The sequence below is a fragment of the Vogesella sp. AC12 genome (assembly GCF_024437575.1).
Classification (GTDB): Bacteria; Pseudomonadota; Gammaproteobacteria; order Burkholderiales; family Chromobacteriaceae; genus Vogesella; species Vogesella indigofera.
In genome coordinates, this window is sequence record NZ_JANFNU010000009.1 from 86374 (window position 1) to 102044 (window position 15671).

The following is a 15671-nucleotide window of genomic DNA, read 5'->3' on the forward strand; positions in this document are numbered from 1 at the left end:
TCAACATCAACCAGACGCTGACCGCGATCTTCTTCTACCCGGCGACGGCGGCGTTCAGCGACGATTTCGTCGACCGCTTCCCGGTGCACTACGCCAACTTCAAGAACTACTTCTACCGCCGCGAGCTGGCGCGCGCGCAGATGACCGGGCAGATGAAGAGCCGCGTCATCGCCGAGCTGAACGGCTACAAGAGTTTTGCCGCGCAGCTGATGGACAGCCTGCCGCTGTTCCGCGATGCCACCACCGAGCTGGTGTCGCATCTGGGCGTGATCGAGAACGACATCCACCGCTTCGGCAGCGAGATCAATCGCGGCGCGCAGACCGCCGGTACGGTCACCGAACGCATCGGCCATCTGGAAAAGGATGCGCAGCAGATCGGCGAGGTGATGCAGATGATCAAGAAGATCGCCGAACAGACCAATCTGCTGGCGCTGAACGCCGCCATCGAGGCGGCGCGCGCCGGTGAGGCCGGGCGCGGCTTTGCCGTGGTCGCCGACGAGGTGCGCAAGCTGGCCAACACCACGCAGTCGAACCTGAACGCCACCGGCGGTGCGGTGGACAACGTGATGAACGGGGTGCGCGATGTCGGCGGCGACGTGCGCGACATGGGCAGCCAGGTCAGCGCCTTTGCCGGCGAGATGGGCAAGGTGGTCGGTACCCTGCAGCAGCTGGCCGCCACCTCGCAGCACAGCAAGCTGCGCGTGGACGAGATGCTGGGCCAGACCGAGGCGCTGTACGAAAAGATGCGCGCCGTGGACAAGGAGCTGGACGCGATCCTGAAGCTGGAACAGCAGTAAGCCTGCCCGTACTGCGCTTGCGGCCAACCCTGACAGGTTGGCCGCAGGCGCTTGTGTGACGGTGTGTGACCGGCTTCACAAAGCTTAACCAGAGGCCGATTGACGCTGGCATCCCTCGGCCCTTAGCCTTGCGGCCATCCTGGCAGGGCGCGTGTTCCCCTGCCGCCCTGCGCCGTGTTGTTGCCGGCGCCCTGCCCCAAGGAGTCCGCATGAGCCTGTCCCGCTATTCCGCCCTCATCTCCGCCGCGCTGCTGGCCGCCTGCGCCGCCACCACGCCGCAACCCGACGGCCGCTGGAAGTCGGCCGGCGACAACGAGCCGCCGATCGAACTGGAACTGAAAAACGGCCGCCTGTCGGTGTCCGGCGGCTGCAACCGCCTGTTCGGCACCGCCCGCGTCGAGAACGGCGTGCTGATCGTCGACCAGCTGGCCAGCACCATGATGGCCTGCGACGCGGTGTCGATGGCGCGCGACCGTGACCTCAGCCTGCTGCTCAATAGCCGGCCGACGGTGCGGCAGCAGGACGGCCACCTGTTGCTGGCCGGGCCGGGCAAGCAGCTGGAATTGCGGCAGCAGGAGGATCTGTCGGCGGCGCCGACGCGGCTGGTCTACGTCGCCGCCGAACGCAAGCCCTGCAGCGGCGTGGCGCCGATGCAGTGCCTGCAGGTGCGAGACAGCAAGGACGCGCCGTGGCAGCTGCACTACGGCGAGATCGAGGGCTTCAAGCCCGAGCCGGGCATCGCCTACCGCCTGCGCATCAAGGAAGTGAAGGTCGCCAGGCCGCCCGCCGACGCGCCATCCGTGCGCTGGGTGCTGGACCAGGTGCTGGAACAGAAACTGGAACAGCAGCGGGTCGCGCCGTAAAGCGCGCGGCGCAACCCATAAAAAAGACTGCGGCCAACCTTGCACAAGGTTGGCCGCATTGCTTTTGTGTTGGAGAAAACTCAGCGCCGCGCGATCAGCACGATGCCCATCCCGATCAGCAGCATGCCCAGCAGCTCGCCGCTGCCCGGCCATTCGCCCAGGCTGGTGGCGGCCATCGCCACCGCCAGCACCGGGATCACCAGCGCGTTGAAGCTGAGCGTGGATGCCGGCAGGCGGCGCAGCAACCACAGCCACGCCAGCCAGCCGACCGCGCTGGAGAACACGCCCGAGTACACCATGCCCAGCACGAAGGCCGGCGACCAGTGGATGGCGGCGAAATCGGCGAACGGCAGCAGCAGCGGCAGCGGCGCGAGGCCGATCAGCGCCTGCCAGCCGGAGAAGTTCAGGCTGTCGAGCTGGCCCTGCTGCGCGGTCTTCTTGGTCAGCACCGAGCCCAGCGCCCACAGGAAGCCGGCCAGCACCGCCAGCAGCATCGGCAGCACGCCGTGCAGCTGCCACGGCGCCACGATCAGCATCAGCCCGGCAAAGCCGGCGACGAGCGCCCGGCGCGCGTTGGCGGTGAACGGCTCGGCCAGCAGCCAGCGCGACAGCAGCGCCACCCAGAACGGCATGGTGAACACCAGTACCGAGGTGCGCCCGGCGGCGCCGGCCACCAGCGCCAGCGTCACCGTCAGGCCGTAGGCGAAGGTGGTGGTCAGCCCGACCTGCAGTGTCTGCTTCAGCCGTTGCGGCCGCAGGCCGTGGCCGCGCGCCAGCAGCACGCCGAACAGCGTCAGGCTGCCGATGGTGGTGCGGATGATCAGGTGGGTGATCGGCGTCGCCGCCTGCAGCGTCACCTTCATCACCACGTAGTTGTACGCCCACATCGTTACCAGCCCGGCAAACAGCGCGTAGGGCAGCCAGCGGCTGGCGGACAGCGCGGCAAGGTTGGCCGCGAGGCGGCGGGCGGGATTGAGGGTGCTCATGTGAGGCTCCGGTGGCGGGCGTTTGCCCGATGCGATGCTCACAGTGTAGAAAGCCCGCCGCTGCCGCTTGCTGCGTTATCATGCGTGACAGTGCAGCGAGGCTGCTTTTGAATGGCTGTTGACGCAGGATTCCTGACATGCTGGATGCTTACGATCGCAAACTGCTGGCGCTGCTGCAGGAAGACGCGCGCCAGACCCACGACGCGCTGGCCGAGGCGGTCAACCTGTCGCCGACCGCGGTCACCCGCCGCCTGAAGCGGCTGCGCAGCGAGGGCATCATCCAGCGCGAGGTGGCGCTGGTCGATCCGGCGCTGTTCGGCCGCACGCTGCGGCTGGTGGTGAACGTGATGCTGCAGCGCGCGCAGGCGCCGCTGGTGGACGCGTTCAAGGCGGCGATGGACGCGGCGCCGGAGGTGATGGAGTGCTACAACGTCACCGGGCGCCCGGATTTCGTGCTGATGGTGCTGGTGCGCGACATGGGCGACTACGAGCGCTTCGCCCGCGCCCACCTGATGAACAACCCGCACGTGCGCGAGTTCGAGTCGCTGGTGGTGATCAACACCTGCAAGTACCGCACCGCGGTGCCGGCCGATCCGGACTGAGCACCTGTTCACGATCGGCTGCAACTGATCTCACGGGGCGATACGACGTTGAAAACCGCTTCGGCATGCTGGTTTATCTCTGGATAAACGCCGCTTCCTCAGCCGTTTTCGCCTTGTCTCGCGTGAGTGCGCGAGATCGTGAACACGTAAAACCCCTGATCCTGCATTGCACCGCCTTGCCTTACGACGGGTACGGTCTGCGTCGGCGCGCCTAGCCTCAGCTGCGCTGCGAGGTTTTATTCGCGGCGCTGGACGCGATCCCGTAAAGAATGCGGCCAACCTTGGCAAAGGTTGGCCGCAATATTGCCCGGCTTAGCTTAAGGCGCCGCGGCTCAGTCTTCGTGCAGCAGCGCGTGTTCGATCTCGGAGAACGCCTGCGGCACGCGGATGAAGTTCAGCGAGATGCCGAGCCGGCGCGCGATGTGCGAGGTGGAGAACAGGCCGCACACTTCCAGGTGCTTGCTGCTGCCGTTCAGCTCCACCACCAGCGCGTGCTGGCGGCCGGTGTGCTTCATGGTGGCGACCAGCTGGCCGATGCTGGCGTTCGCCACCTCGGCCATGTCCAGTGCCTCCAGCTCGCGGCGCGGGGTCATCACGTCGGACACCAGCAGTTCATCGTGGCGCTTGCCGCGTTCCTGGATGCATTTCATCGGCCGCTCGCCGAGCACGTCGGAGGCGGTGAGCAGGCCGGTCAGCGCGCCCTCGCGGTCGGTGACGAACAGCAGGCGGATGCCGTGGCTGACCATGCGTTCGTGGGCGTCGTGCAGCAGCGCGTCCTCGCAGATGCTGACCGGGTCGATCACCTTCAGGTCGGTCATCACGTCCAGCGCCGGGCTTTTCAGCGACAGCGTGCGCTGCGGGCGCTGGTCGACGTGGATCAGGTCGGTGGTCTGCGGCAGGGAAAGGGTGGTCAGGGCTTGGTACTGGGTGTCCATGGCGGGCGCTCCTCGTCTGTTTTCTGGTTTTGCCGCGCGCCGGGCACGAGCTCCCGACGGCGGTGCGCAATACCGGGGGCAACACCATCACGCTTCCCCATTGGCACCCCGGTGTCTTTATCTAAGCACGCTTTGCCGGTGCCTGGCGCGTTTTTCGTGGCCGGCAGCTGATTTTCGTCAACCACAGGAGCTAGCCGGCTCCGTCTTTTGGCGTATCGGCAACAGTTGCCGCCGCCCGTACACTGGCAGTCCCGCCCCGTGTATCAGGACCGCCCGCCATGACCGCCATTACCGATTTCGCCAGCCTGCTGGCCGCCGCCCGCGCCCAGCCGACCCCGCAACGCCTGCTGTTCGCCTTTTGCCAGCGCCGCCTGCACGACGACCACACGGCGCAGGAAGCAGAACGCTTCGCCGCCGGCGAAGGCGGCATCCTGCAGCCCATCCTGTGTGTCGACAAGACCCCGGCCGAGCTGGGCGATTTCGCGCAGCTGGCGCAGGACGCCGACGCGCTGGACGCGCGCTGGCAGCTGGTGTTCGTTGCCGCCATCGACAGCAGCAGCAGCGCCGACGCCGACGGCCCGCTGAAGCGTATGGTGCAGACCATCCAGACCGGCGGCGACGTGGCGCGTTACCTCGCGTTCAACCGCGACGGCGCGCTGCTGCAGTTCCTGTGACCACGGCTTAGCCGGCGCAGCAGCTTGTCAAACGGCCCGGGCAGGGATCACCCTGCGGCGGGCCGTTGTTGCGTGCGGCTTCGTGTGCGGCAGCCGGACACCCCCGGCGACGGCGGCAAGACGCGGCGTGAGCGGCGTTAGCCCACCGCCGGCAATTGCGCCAGCAGCTGGGTCAGCGCCGCGTGCAGCGCCGTTACCGCGCCGTCCATGTCCCAGTCGTCGTGCCCCGGCTGCACCACGTTGGAGATGGCGCGCAGCTCGATAAACGGCACCCCTTCCTGCTGGCAGACATGGAAGAAGGCGGCGCCCTCCATGTTCTCGATTTCCACCTCGCTGCTGTCCACGAACGGCGCCAGCGCCGCGTTCAGCGACAGGCTGCGCGCGCGGCGCAGGGGGCTGGCCGCCGGCAGGTGCGGGCAGTGCAGCGTATGGCGGCGCTCAAACGCCATCTCCAGCGGCAGCTGCGCCAGATGGGTGAAGCCCTGCGGCGTGAAAAAGCCGAGATCGCCCTCCACCTCCGAGCTCACCAGCACCACCTCGCCGATGGCCAGCCCGGCCTGCGGATACATGCCGGCGATGCCGGCCAGGATCAGCAGCGACGGCCGCTGCTCGTGGATCACCTTCAGCGTGGCGTAGGCGGTGGCGGTCAGTCCGACGCCGCTGACCACGGTGTGCACCCCTGGGTGCTGGAACTGGCGCGCCTCGGTGGCGGTGGGAAACAGGATGCAGATGCTCATGGCGGCTCGCGGGCTAGTGAAAAGGGACAGCCGCCACTATGCCACAGCGGCCGGTGCGGCCGGGCGGCGGCGGCCTGCATTTAGTGGTGTTCTTTTCAGGAATTTGAGCCATTACTGAATAATCCCGTCGCCGGTGCCCTTGCCATGGCCGATTCCGCCAAGACCCGACTGCCGTCCTCTTTCGTCCGCCTCGGCCAGCCCCTGCCGGTCGATGTCTACCACGAGAGCGGCATCCTGCTGCTGAAGAAGGGCCACTACGTGCTGACCCCGGAGCAGCGCGAGCGCCTGCTCGCCGCCGGTCACGGCGACAGCGAGGCGGTGGCGGCGCGGCTGGAACGCGAGCAGCAGGAACGCGCGGCGCGGCGGCAGCAGGACAGCCTGGCGCAGCCGTGCAATCCGCTGGTGGAGTTCGAATTCCTGCTGCACCGTGTCGAGGGCCTGCTCAGTCACGGCCTGGCGGTGCGCGGCCTGGGCAGCGCGCTGCGCGAGGTGCTCGCCAGCCTGCTGGAACTGAGCCAGCGCCTGCCGGACGGCATGCTGGCGGCCAGCCTGCTGCTGGACAGCCGCCTGCCCGCTGCCGCACACGGGCTGCGGGTGGCGACCACGCTGGCGGTGCTCGGCCGCCGCCTGGGGCTGGACGCGGCGACGCTGCACAGCGCCTGTGGTGCGGCGCTGACGATGAACATCGCCATCGTTGGGCTGCTGGGCAAGCTGCGGCAGCAGGACGAGCCGCTGAGCGAGGCGCAGAGCGCGGCACTGCTCGCCCATCCGGTGATCGGCTCCGCCATCCTGCGCGAGGCCGGCATCGACGATGAGCTGTGGCACAGCCTGGTGCAGTGCCACCACGAAAAGCCGGACGGCAGCGGCTACCCGCAGGCGCTGCGCGGCGACGAGGTGCCGCCGCTGGCACGCCTGCTGGCGCTGCTGGACCAGCTGGGAGAGCAGGTGGAAAGCGGGCGGCTGTTGCCGTCGCAGGCGCTGGCGACGCTGTTCCGCGATCCGGCCGGCGGCCACGATCCGGCGCAGCTGGCGGCGCTGGTGAAGGAACTGGGCGTGTATCCGCCGGGCAGCTTTGTCGAGCTGGCCAGCGGCGAGATCGCGGTGGTCACCTACCGCGGCGACAGCGCCAACACGCCGCGGGTGGCGGCGCTGCGCCGTCGCGACGGCCCGCCCTACGCCGAGCCGCTGCTGCGCGATACCCGCCAGCTGCCATTCCGCATCAACAAGGCGGTCGGTCGCGGCAGCACCGGCGTCAAGCCGGCCTATCTGATCCGGCTGTGGCAGCGGCGCTGAGCACCGCTTCACGCGCGGCGGCGCCCGGTCGCTGATGGGGTGATCCGGCGTTGGACATGGCCACAGCTGGCGTGTTGATCGCCACCGCAACGGCGCTTCTTCGGCTCATGTCGCCTGCGCTGACTTTGGCTCGTGAACCCGTGCCGGGTAGCAAGGTTGGCCGCAAGCCTGGTTCCTTGCCTTCCGGCTAACACCCCGCTCCCGCCCGCTCAGGCGCCGCGCGCCACCAGCCGTGGCTGCCAGCGCAACACCGCACTGGCGGCGACGCCGGCCAGCAGCGCCCACAGCGGCGCGCCGATGCCGGCGATGCTGACGCCGGAGGCGGCCACCACGAAGGTCAGCAAGGCCGCCTCGCGCTGGCTGTCATTGCCCAGCGCCGCGGTCAGTGACGACGCCAGGGTGCCGAACAGCGCCAGCGCCGCCGCCGCCATCACCAGCGCCTTGGGCAGCACCAGCAGCAGCGCCACCAGCGAGCCGCCCACCGCCGCCACCAGCAGGTAGCTCAGCGCCGCCACCACGCCGGCTTTCCAGCGTTGCTGCGGATCGGGATGGCATTCGGGGCCGGTGCACATCGCCGCGGTAATCGCCGCCAGCACCACGCCGTGGCCGCCGAACGGCGCCAAGAGCAGCGACACGCCGCCCAGCAGGCTGACCGGCACCCGTGCCGGCAGGTCGTAGCCGTCGTTTTTCAGCACCGCCATGCCGGGCAGGAACTGGCCGGTCAGCGCCACCAGCGCCAGCGGCAGCGCGATATTGCTCAGGCCGGCGACGCTGAACTGCGGCGTGGTCCACAGCGGGCCGCTGGCGGTGGCGGTCAAGGTTGGCGTGGCGACAAAACCGCCCTGCAGCGCCAGCAGCGCGCAGCCCAGCAGCAGCGCCGCCATCAGCGCGTAGCGCGGCCACAGCCGGCGGCCGGCGAAGAAGGCCAGCGCCATCGGCAGCACCAGCGCGGCATGATCGCGCGCCGCCGGCACCAGTTCCACCACGAAGCGGAACAGGATGCCGGCCAAGAGCGCGGCGGCCAGCGCCGGCGGAAAGCGTTTCATCAGCGCGTCAAAGGCGCCGCTGACGCCGACCAGCCATACCGCGAGGCCGGCCAGCACGAAGCCGCCGATGGCCTCCGCGTACGGCACGCCGGGCAGGGACGCCAGCAGCACCGCGGCGCCGGGCGTCGACCACGCGGTAATCACCGGCATCTTCCAGCGCCATGACAGCCACAGCCCGGCGACGCCGGAGCCGAGCGACACCGCCCACAGCCACGAGGCCAGCTGCGCCGGGGTCAGGCCGGCCTGCTGCGCGGCGTGCACGATGATGAGAAAGGGGCCGGTGTAGCCGACGGCGATGGTCAGCACACCGGTGATCAGGGTCGATGGGGGTAGGTGTTTGAACATGGTAGTCCTCAGGGTCTGTTGACGTTTCGTTTGTGGGTCGCGTTTGGGTCAAAACCGGCCTGGAACAAGGCGCAGCACGCGCCGCGCAGTTGTTCTGCGCCAGCGGGCTGCAACGCCGGGCCAGGCCGGTTCTGGCCCAAACCCGCAGGGCCGGGCGATTTTTCCGCCCCGGCGGCGTTGCCGAGCGCTCGCGTAGCCGACTACGCGTCGCGCTCGACGCCTTGCCGGGGCGAAAAACCCGCTCCGGCGCGACCGCAAACGAAACGTCAACAGACCCTAGGTCAGAGGCCGCCGCCGGCCGCGCACGGGTTGCGCGGTGGGCGGCATCCGGCGTCGGTGGACGCTGCCGGCGCGGGTAGCGTGGCGACCGGACTGCCGTGGTGTCGCCACTGTACGGCGCCTGCTTGCGGCCAACCTGCCACAGCCGGCTACAACAGGCTGGCGCCGCGCGCCGCTGTTCTATATAACAGTGGAATGAACCCGAGCGCCCTCCCCGTTTACCGCCACATCGCCAATACCCTGACCGCCAGGCTGGACAGCGGCGAATTCCCGCCCGGCAGCCGCCTGCCGGCGGTGCGCGCGCTGGCCGCCGAATTCGGCGTCAACACCCTCACCGCGCTGGCCGCCTACCGCTATCTGGAGCAGCAGCAGCGGGTGCTGGCGCGGCCGCGCGCCGGCTACTTTGCCGCGCTGCCGGCGGCGCCGTCATTGCCCGGTAGTGCCGCGCCGCTGCCCAGCGCGGCGGCGCTGGTCGATGTCAGCAGCCGCATGTCCACCCTGCTGCAGCTGGGCGACGAGCGCATCCACACCCAGCTGCACATGGCCGAGGCCGACGCCAGCCTGTATCCGGCCGCCGAGCTGGCGCGGCGCCTGCAACTGACGCTGACGCGGCAGCCGGAGCTGATCGGCGCCCATTTGCCGGCCGGCGAACAGCGCCGGCTGCTGGCGGCGCTGGTACGCCTCGGCCACGAGCGCGGCCTGGTGCTGGACGAGGGCAGCATCCTGCTCACTCATGGTATTACCGAGGGCATCAGCCTGGCGCTGCGCCACCTGACCCGCCCCGGCGACACGGTGGCGGTGGAAACACCGGTCTATTTCGGCCTGTTGCAGACGCTGGAGGGGCTGGGGCTGAAGGCGCTGGAAATCCCGTGCACGCCGGAGGCCGGCCTGTCGCTGGAGGCGCTGGAATTCGCGCTGCACCACGGCCCGGCGGTGAAATGCCTGGTATGCGTGCCCAACTTCCAGAACCCGACCGGCGCGCTGATGCCGGACGAGCACAAGAAGCGGCTGCTGGCGCTGGCGCGCAAGCACGGCGTCACCATCATCGAGGACGACGTGTTCGGCGACCTGCACTACGGCAACGGGCGGCCGACGCCGCTGAAGGCGTGGGACCGCGACGGCGACGTGATCTACTGCGCGTCGTTCACCAAGAGCTTCGCGCCATCGTTCCGCCTCGGCTGGCTGGCGGCCGGCCGCCACCACGGCGCGCTCGCCAGGCTGTGCGCCAGCAGCACGCTGGTGTCGTCGCCGCTGTTGCAGGTGGTGCTGGCCGACGTGCTCGACAGCGGCGACTACGCGCGCATCAGCCAGCGCCTGCGCCTGCAGCTGGCGGCGCAGATGACGGCCACCGCCGACGCGGTGCTGCGGCACTTTCCGCGCGGCACCCGTGTGCGGCGGCCGCAGGGCGGCGTGGTGCTGTGGGTGGAGTGTCCGGAGACGGTGGACGGCACGCGCCTGCTGCAGCGCGCGCTGGCGGAGGGCATCAGCTTTGCGCCCGGCGTGGCGTTCTCGGCGGCGCCGCGCTTCGGCCACTGCCTGCGCATCAATTGCGGCCAACCTTTCACCCCGGCGCTGGCGGCAGCAATCGCGCGGCTGGGGCAGCTGGCGCTGGGAAACTGAGCGCACTGCGGAACTTGCCCGGTTTTGCCCGCTCTATCGCGGGCATCTTTTAACTGGAGAATCAACAGCATGCGTGCAGTCATCGTCGTGTTACTGGCCAGCCTGGGGCTGGCAGCGTGCAGCGAGCAGCAAACCGCGAAATTGCAGCAGGACGCCTCCGCCGCCATCGGCGGCGTGCATCAGGTGGTGGCAGACAGCAGTGCGCCACTGGGCGCGTTGCGGCAGCAGGCCGGCCAGCTGGCGCAGGACGCCAGCGCGGCGCTGGGCGTCGCCACGCGGGTGGGCAAGGCCGCGGCAGTGCTGGATCCGGAGCTGGGGCAACAGCTGGACGAGGCCAGGCAGCAGGTCGACGCGGTGAAAGAGGCGGCCTCGGCGCTGAAACCGTAAGCCGTGGCGCCAGGGTTGGCCGCAAAAAAAGCCGCGTCGGACCGACGCGGCTTTTTGTCGTTGTGGCGGCGGCCGTTTACAGCGCCAGGCGCTGGCGCAGCTCGGCGACCCAGTCGCGGCTGGCGAAATCGGCGCCCATCACCAGCACCAGGTAGCCATCGCCGCCGAAGCGCGAGTCGACCTCGACCAGCACGTGGGTGTCGTGGCCGTAAGGGATGAAGGTGAGCTCGATCTCCTGGATGCGGAAATTGCCGCCGCGCGGCTTGAGTTCGAATTCCTGGTAGCAGCCCAGCGTGCTCATCACGTTGCCGACGCGGGCGGTGCCGACCTCGACGTCGGTGCTGTACAGCGGCCAGCCCAGCTGCTCGAAGGCAGCCAGCAGGGTGCCGATCTGGGCCGTGGGGTGGATCTCCAGCAGGTCGCGGTCGTTGGCGTCGACGGCGGCGGCGATGGCGAGGTCGGTGTGGATCCACACCGGCAGCGGGCGGCCGTAGTGCGGCAGCGCGTTGACCGGCGTTTCTGCCGGCAGCTGCAGCTGGAACGGCAGCTGGCGCGTTTCGCCGGCGCGGATGATGAAGCGCTCGGCGACGCGGATCACGCCCAGCGCGATGGCGCCGCGCGCCTCGTGGTCGCCGGCTTCCTGTTCCGCCTCGGTCATCAGCACCAGTTCGATTTTCTCGATGTCCTGGTCGGCGTTGCCGCCCTGTACCAGCACGTGGCCGGACAGCACCTCGCCGGGACGCAGCCGCGGGTTGTCGAGGCGGGTATCGATTTTGGCGCCGCCGACGCCGATGGAAGCTAGCAGTTTCTTGAACATGGTTGATCCGTGAAATGAAAGAGAGGCAGCGTGGCAGACCATGCCGCCGCCGCCAGGTTCCGCCGGCGGGTTGCCGGCATCAGCATGGCGGCATACTAGCGGAAATTCCCCGCCCGCGGCAGCGGCGTGGCCGCCGGCGTCAACCCGGCTTTACCCCCGCGCGGCATCAGGGTAAAACAGCGCCACGACAACGGAGACAGCGATGGAAAAAGTCGATTGCGTAGTGATCGGTGCCGGGGTGGTGGGCCTGGCGATTGCCCGCGCGCTGGCGCAGGAAGGCCGCGAGGTGATCGTGCTGGAGGCGGAGTCCGCCTTCGGCCAGCACACCTCCAGCCGCAACAGCGAGGTGATCCACGCCGGCATGCACTACCCGGCCGGCAGCCTGAAGGCGCTGCACTGCCTGCGCGGCAAGCGGCTGCTGTACCAGTACTGTCGCGAGCGCGACATCGGCCATCGCCAGACCGGCAAGCTGATCGTGGCGGTGGACGACAGCGAGATGCCGCGGCTGGTGGCGCTGCAGGAAAAGGCGCTGGTCAACGGCGTGACCGACCTGACCTGGATGGACCGCCGCGTGCTGGCCGAGGTCGAGCCGGCGCTGCAGGCGCACGCGGCGCTATATTCGCCCAGCACCGGCATCGTCGACAGCCACGCGCTGATGCTGTCGCTGCTGGCAGACGCCGAGGCCGCCGGTGCGGTGCTGGCGCTGCAGTCGCGCGTCACCGGCGGGCAGGAGACCAAGGACGGCATGCTGCTGTTCGTCGACGGCACCGAGCTGCTGGCCGGTACCGTGGTCAATGCCGCCGGCCTCACCGCCCACGTGCTGGCAGCGAAGATGCGCGGTGTTCCACATGAAACCATCCCGCGTGTGCGTTACGCGCGCGGCGTGTACTTCACGCTGTCGGGGCGGCACCCGTTCTCGCACCTGATCTATCCGCTGCCGGAGCCGGGTGGCCTCGGCACCCACCTGACGCTGGATCTGGCCGGCCAGGCGCGCTTCGGCCCGGACGTGGAGTGGATCAACCACATCGACTACCGCGTCGATCCCGAGCGCGTCGATGGCTTCTACCACAGCATCCGCCGCTGGTGGCCGCAGCTGCCGCAGGGCGCGCTGTCGCCGGCCTACAGCGGCATTCGCCCCAAGGTGATCAACGAGGACAAGCCGGAGGGCGATTTCCTGATCCAGGGCCAGGAGGGCCACGGCATCCGCGGCCTGATCAACCTGTTCGGCATCGAATCGCCGGGTCTCACCGCCTGCCTGTCGCTGGCCGACGAGGTGCTGCGCCGCTGCCGCCAGTACTGGTGATCAGCCGGCCTCGCGCGCCGGTGATGATTGATCGCCGCCAACCAAACGCCACCTTGCCGCAAGGTGGCGTTTGTCATGCCGGCTGCGGCCAACGTTGGCCGCAAGCTGTGTGGCGCGCCGCGCATGGTGCCGCGTGATGCGGCGGGAGACGTCGCCCGTGGCCAATCAGTCCGGCTTGCAGGTAGCCTGTTCGATGGCGGCCAGCATCTGTCGCCGGATCAGGCCGCTGGCCAGGCGGATCGCCAGCCAGTACGGCCAGAAGCGCAGGCGGCTGGCGCGGTCCGGGCAGTGGACGCGGGTTTCGGTGCACAGCAGGCTGCCATCGGCATTGGCCTGCGCCTGGAAGGTCAGCAGCAGCCGGGGCACGCCCGGCTCGGCAAAGGTACGAAAGCCGTCGGCGTCGGCAATGCTGGCCAGGCCGAAGTCGCGCCGCCAGAAGCGGCCGGCCAGCCCCAGCGCCAGCGAGTGCTCGTCACGGTGCAGCAGGGTGAATTCGTGCAGGCCGAACAGCGGCCGTCCCTGTCGCGCCGGATCGCGCAACAGGCGGGCCGGCAGCTCGCGCACTTGCAGCAGGCCGCGTACCAGCGGCAGCGATTGCGGCTGCACCCGCGGCACGGCGGCAATCAGCGCGGCCGGCGTCGCGCGGCATTGCCGCTGGTGACGTTCGCGGAACTGGTAATCGGGCAGTAGGGTGGCCGCTACGCTCATGGCTGCGCTTCGCTGCCGTAGCGGGCGAAGATCGCCTGGTACTGCGGGCTGGCTTTCAGCGCGCGGATGCGGGCGTCCACCCGTGCGCGCAGGCCGCTGTCGCGGAACAGCAGCCCGGCCTCCTTCGGCGGCAGCAGCGGGTAGATGCGCAGCGACGGGGTGTGCTCCAGGCTCGCCGGGAACAGCTGGCGGCGCTGCCACTCGAAGATCAGCCGGTCGCTGAGGATGACGTCGACGCGGCCGGCCAGCAGGTTGACCAGCTGGTGGCCCTGGTTGCCGGCTTCCAGATAATTGCCGTCGGCCAGCGCCAGCAAGCGGTCGTAGCCGGCCGGCAGCGCATTGCCGGCACCATCCCACGCCATCACCCGCCAGCGTGCCAGATCGCCCAGCTGCTCGATTTCCAGCTGGCGGCGGCCGAGCGCGACCGCGACGTTGTCGAAGCTGTGCAGCGGCTGGCTGATGCTGCCGTTGAGCTGCTCGTGCTGCTGCTGTTGCGGGCCGATGTCGTACAGCGCGTCCAGCTGGCCGCGGCGGTAGGCCTGCAGCCGCCGCGCGTAGGGTTGCTGCACGGGGTGCAGGTGCAGCCCCTCGGCCTGCAGCACGCTGCGCAACAGCTCGATGGCGATGCCGGTGCGACCGCCTGGCTGCACCCACGGCGGGATGGCCTCCGGAAAGCCGACGCGTACCGTGTGCACGGCGCCGGCACTGCCGCTGCCCAGCAGCAGGCCGAGCCACAGCACACCGGCCTTAATCGAAGGCCAGCGCACTGTCCAGCACCTCCACCGCGTCGCCCAGCTGCAGCGTGCCGCTGTTGCGCGCGATCACATTGACGCCGAAGCACACCCCCTCCGCCAGCCGGCGGTAGCCCAGCAGCGTCGCCAGCGGCTGCCGCTGCGGATCGGGCTGCGCGCTGTCGGGATCGACGGTGGTCAGCACGCAGCGGGTGCAGCGGCTGACCACCTCGAACTCGACGGCACCGATGCGAAAGCGGCGCCACTCGTCTTCTTCAAACGCGAAGGTGTCGTCCACCACCAGGTTGGGGCGGAAGTGGCGCATGGTCACCGGCTGCGCCAGCCGGCTGTTGAGGTCAAGCAGCGACGCTTCGCTCAGCAGCAGGTAGGGATAGCCGTCGGCGAAGGACAGCCTGTCGGCGGTGGTCTTCTGCACGCGGGTGGACTCGCCCAGCCACAGCAGCCGCAGCGGCTCGCCCAGGTAGTGGCTGAGCCAGGCGTCGGCCGCCGCGTCGCCGTGCAGCGCGCTGAACGCGGACTTCCACACCGTGGCCGGCACCCGCTGCCGGTAGTCGGCCGGGCTGGTCAGCAGCGGCGGCATCCCCGGCGCGGTGAAGCACCACTGGCCGTCGGCCTGCTGCGTGACGCCGACCTGCACCAGCCGCGGATGGCTGCGCGCGCTGATGAACTGGCCGTCGGCACGGCTGGCCAGCCACACGCGGTCGTCGCGCAGCCCCTGCGGCGTGACCTCGGCGCGCTGCAGCGCATTGCCGCGGCAGGATTTCAGCGGATGGACGAACAGTTGGGTGAGGGCCATGGCCGGCTCCGGACGCAGAATCGAAACGGCAAGCTTAGCCGCTGTGCCGCGCCATCACAATGCCGGGCGCATGAAATGGGTGGTATGGGAGTGGTGATGGCGCAGCAATGGCGGGTGCCGCTGCGCTGCGGCGGCCGGCCGGCGCGGCTCACAGGCTGCCCAGCGCGACCTCGATCACGTCCTGCAGCCGCTGCGCCTGCGCCTCGCCCTCGTAACCCCGGCCCAGCACGCGCAGGCCCTGGATGGTGGCGACCATGAAACGCGCCAGGGCGACCGGCGACTTGCCGGCCGCGATCTCGCCCTGTTGCTGCCCTCTTTGCATCAGCGCGGTGAGGGCGGTCTCCAGCGTGGCGAAGTGTTCCTGCAGCAGGCCGTTCACCGTGCCGTCGCGCCCGCCCAGCTCCAGCGCGGTATTGGCCACCAGACAGCCGCAACAGGCGGCGCCGGCCAGCTCGTCGTCGGCGATTTGCTGCAGCAGCGCCCGCACGCGGGCGACGGCGGGGCCATCTTCTGCCAGCAGCGCAACGTTGGCCGCAGTCTGGCAGTGATAACGGCGCAAGGCGTGCTGGAACAGCCCGTGCTTGCTTTCGAAGGTGTTGTACAGGCTGCTGCGCGACAGGCCGGTGCCGTCCACCAGATCCTGGATCGAGGTGGCGGCATAGCCTTTTTGCCAGAAAACGTGCATCGCCGCGTCGGCGGCGTCATCGGGGTGGAAGTGGGCAGTATGCATG

At 69.5% G+C, this 15671-nt stretch carries 17 protein-coding genes; 8 read left to right on the top strand and 9 right to left on the bottom strand.

The window, feature by feature from the left end; genetic code table 11:
* The first annotated feature begins 209 nt into the window (after positions 1 to 209).
* Together NOM55_RS17455 and NOM55_RS13470 are read left to right on the top strand one after the other, a co-directional pair.
* Positions 210 to 797: a methyl-accepting chemotaxis protein gene (locus NOM55_RS17455; RefSeq protein WP_370687878.1), complete on the top strand. Its 588-nt coding sequence runs from the start codon at positions 210 to 212 to the stop codon at positions 795 to 797.
* Positions 798 to 1006: 209 nt separating this feature from the next.
* Positions 1007 to 1660, top strand: coding sequence for an META and DUF4377 domain-containing protein (locus NOM55_RS13470; protein ID WP_255909008.1), 654 nt, complete (start codon positions 1007 to 1009; stop codon positions 1658 to 1660).
* Between the two features lie 80 nt (positions 1661 to 1740).
* On the opposite strand, the gene NOM55_RS13475 is transcribed toward NOM55_RS13470, so the two are convergent.
* Positions 1741 to 2646, bottom strand: coding sequence for a DMT family transporter (locus tag NOM55_RS13475; protein ID WP_255909010.1), 906 nt, complete (start codon positions 2644 to 2646; stop codon positions 1741 to 1743).
* 137 nt (positions 2647 to 2783) lie between these two features.
* Here NOM55_RS13475 and NOM55_RS13480 point away from each other — a divergent pair, with 137 nt between their 5' ends.
* Positions 2784 to 3248 (top strand): Lrp/AsnC family transcriptional regulator, encoded by a 465-nt coding sequence (locus NOM55_RS13480; RefSeq protein WP_255909011.1) that lies wholly within the window; start codon positions 2784 to 2786, stop codon positions 3246 to 3248.
* Between the two features lie 332 nt (positions 3249 to 3580).
* On the opposite strand, the gene NOM55_RS13485 is transcribed toward NOM55_RS13480, so the two are convergent.
* Positions 3581 to 4183, bottom strand: a complete 603-nt coding sequence (locus NOM55_RS13485) for a CBS domain-containing protein (protein ID WP_120812827.1) — start codon at positions 4181 to 4183, stop codon at positions 3581 to 3583.
* Between the two features lie 278 nt (positions 4184 to 4461).
* Here NOM55_RS13485 and NOM55_RS13490 point away from each other — a divergent pair, with 278 nt between their 5' ends.
* Positions 4462 to 4857 (top strand): hypothetical protein, encoded by a 396-nt coding sequence (locus tag NOM55_RS13490; protein WP_047967604.1) that lies wholly within the window; start codon positions 4462 to 4464, stop codon positions 4855 to 4857.
* Between the two features lie 137 nt (positions 4858 to 4994).
* Here the strand turns inward: NOM55_RS13490 and NOM55_RS13495 are convergent, their stop codons facing one another.
* The gene (locus NOM55_RS13495) at positions 4995 to 5594 is read right to left on the bottom strand and encodes a purine phosphorylase (protein ID WP_255909012.1); all 600 of its coding nucleotides are present in this window, start codon (positions 5592 to 5594) and stop codon (positions 4995 to 4997) included.
* A gap of 144 nt (positions 5595 to 5738) precedes the next feature.
* Between NOM55_RS13495 and NOM55_RS13500 the strand changes: the two genes are divergently transcribed.
* Positions 5739 to 6887: an HD-GYP domain-containing protein gene (locus tag NOM55_RS13500; protein WP_047967606.1), complete on the top strand. Its 1149-nt coding sequence runs from the start codon at positions 5739 to 5741 to the stop codon at positions 6885 to 6887.
* A gap of 209 nt (positions 6888 to 7096) precedes the next feature.
* Here NOM55_RS13500 and NOM55_RS13505 read toward each other — a convergent pair whose 3' ends face one another.
* Positions 7097 to 8278, bottom strand: a complete 1182-nt coding sequence (locus NOM55_RS13505; protein ID WP_255909013.1) for a benzoate/H(+) symporter BenE family transporter — start codon at positions 8276 to 8278, stop codon at positions 7097 to 7099.
* 474 nt (positions 8279 to 8752) lie between these two features.
* On the opposite strand from NOM55_RS13505, the gene NOM55_RS13510 reads away from it, so the two are divergent.
* Complete coding sequence (locus NOM55_RS13510; RefSeq protein WP_255909014.1) at positions 8753 to 10177, top strand: PLP-dependent aminotransferase family protein; 1425 nt, start codon at positions 8753 to 8755, stop codon at positions 10175 to 10177.
* Between the two features lie 69 nt (positions 10178 to 10246).
* Positions 10247 to 10564 carry a hypothetical protein gene (locus NOM55_RS13515; protein ID WP_047967609.1) on the top strand — a complete coding sequence of 106 codons (318 nt, stop codon included), beginning with the start codon at positions 10247 to 10249 and terminating at the stop codon, positions 10562 to 10564.
* 76 nt (positions 10565 to 10640) lie between these two features.
* Here the strand turns inward: NOM55_RS13515 and NOM55_RS13520 are convergent, their stop codons facing one another.
* The gene (locus tag NOM55_RS13520) at positions 10641 to 11381 is read right to left on the bottom strand and encodes a sporulation protein (RefSeq protein ID WP_255909016.1); all 741 of its coding nucleotides are present in this window, start codon (positions 11379 to 11381) and stop codon (positions 10641 to 10643) included.
* A gap of 202 nt (positions 11382 to 11583) precedes the next feature.
* On the opposite strand from NOM55_RS13520, the gene NOM55_RS13525 reads away from it, so the two are divergent.
* Positions 11584 to 12684: an NAD(P)/FAD-dependent oxidoreductase gene (locus tag NOM55_RS13525; protein ID WP_255909017.1), complete on the top strand. Its 1101-nt coding sequence runs from the start codon at positions 11584 to 11586 to the stop codon at positions 12682 to 12684.
* Between the two features lie 165 nt (positions 12685 to 12849).
* Here the strand turns inward: NOM55_RS13525 and NOM55_RS13530 are convergent, their stop codons facing one another.
* The 4 genes from NOM55_RS13530 to NOM55_RS13545 all read right to left on the bottom strand — a co-directional run bounded on the left by NOM55_RS13530 (position 12850) and on the right by NOM55_RS13545 (position 15670).
* A complete protein-coding gene (locus NOM55_RS13530; RefSeq protein WP_255909019.1) occupies positions 12850 to 13392 on the bottom strand; it encodes a hypothetical protein in 543 nt (180 codons plus the stop codon).
* On the bottom strand, positions 13389 to 14159 hold the full coding sequence (locus NOM55_RS13535; RefSeq protein WP_255909022.1) for a transporter substrate-binding domain-containing protein: 771 nt from the start codon (positions 14157 to 14159) through the stop codon (positions 13389 to 13391). The genes NOM55_RS13530 and NOM55_RS13535 overlap by 4 nt, the downstream gene beginning before the upstream one ends.
* Positions 14140 to 14940, bottom strand: a complete 801-nt coding sequence (locus NOM55_RS13540; protein WP_255909024.1) for an MOSC domain-containing protein — start codon at positions 14938 to 14940, stop codon at positions 14140 to 14142. Before NOM55_RS13540 ends, NOM55_RS13535 begins: the two co-directional genes overlap by 20 nt.
* Before the next feature lie 148 nt (positions 14941 to 15088).
* Positions 15089 to 15670 carry a TetR/AcrR family transcriptional regulator gene (locus NOM55_RS13545; RefSeq protein WP_047967615.1) on the bottom strand — a complete coding sequence of 194 codons (582 nt, stop codon included), beginning with the start codon at positions 15668 to 15670 and terminating at the stop codon, positions 15089 to 15091.
* Position 15671: the final 1 nt, after the last annotated feature.

Bases quoted from the DNA above. Each gene is read 5' to 3' on its own strand.
- NOM55_RS17455 (WP_370687878.1), top strand. From the start codon at position 210: ATGGACAGCCTGCCGCTGTTCCGCGATGCCACCACCGAGCTGGTGTCG.
- NOM55_RS13470 (WP_255909008.1), top strand. From the start codon at position 1,007: ATGAGCCTGTCCCGCTATTCCGCCCTCATCTCCGCCGCGCTGCTGGCC.
- NOM55_RS13475 (WP_255909010.1), bottom strand. From the start codon at position 2,646: ATGAGCACCCTCAATCCCGCCCGCCGCCTCGCGGCCAACCTTGCCGCG.
- NOM55_RS13480 (WP_255909011.1), top strand. From the start codon at position 2,784: ATGCTGGATGCTTACGATCGCAAACTGCTGGCGCTGCTGCAGGAAGAC.
- NOM55_RS13485 (WP_120812827.1), bottom strand. From the start codon at position 4,183: ATGGACACCCAGTACCAAGCCCTGACCACCCTTTCCCTGCCGCAGACC.
- NOM55_RS13490 (WP_047967604.1), top strand. From the start codon at position 4,462: ATGACCGCCATTACCGATTTCGCCAGCCTGCTGGCCGCCGCCCGCGCC.
- NOM55_RS13495 (WP_255909012.1), bottom strand. From the start codon at position 5,594: ATGAGCATCTGCATCCTGTTTCCCACCGCCACCGAGGCGCGCCAGTTC.
- NOM55_RS13500 (WP_047967606.1), top strand. From the start codon at position 5,739: ATGGCCGATTCCGCCAAGACCCGACTGCCGTCCTCTTTCGTCCGCCTC.
- NOM55_RS13505 (WP_255909013.1), bottom strand. From the start codon at position 8,278: ATGTTCAAACACCTACCCCCATCGACCCTGATCACCGGTGTGCTGACC.
- NOM55_RS13510 (WP_255909014.1), top strand. From the start codon at position 8,753: ATGAACCCGAGCGCCCTCCCCGTTTACCGCCACATCGCCAATACCCTG.
- NOM55_RS13515 (WP_047967609.1), top strand. From the start codon at position 10,247: ATGCGTGCAGTCATCGTCGTGTTACTGGCCAGCCTGGGGCTGGCAGCG.
- NOM55_RS13520 (WP_255909016.1), bottom strand. From the start codon at position 11,381: ATGTTCAAGAAACTGCTAGCTTCCATCGGCGTCGGCGGCGCCAAAATC.
- NOM55_RS13525 (WP_255909017.1), top strand. From the start codon at position 11,584: ATGGAAAAAGTCGATTGCGTAGTGATCGGTGCCGGGGTGGTGGGCCTG.
- NOM55_RS13530 (WP_255909019.1), bottom strand. From the start codon at position 13,392: ATGAGCGTAGCGGCCACCCTACTGCCCGATTACCAGTTCCGCGAACGT.
- NOM55_RS13540 (WP_255909024.1), bottom strand. From the start codon at position 14,940: ATGGCCCTCACCCAACTGTTCGTCCATCCGCTGAAATCCTGCCGCGGC.
- NOM55_RS13545 (WP_047967615.1), bottom strand. From the start codon at position 15,670: ATGCATACTGCCCACTTCCACCCCGATGACGCCGCCGACGCGGCGATG.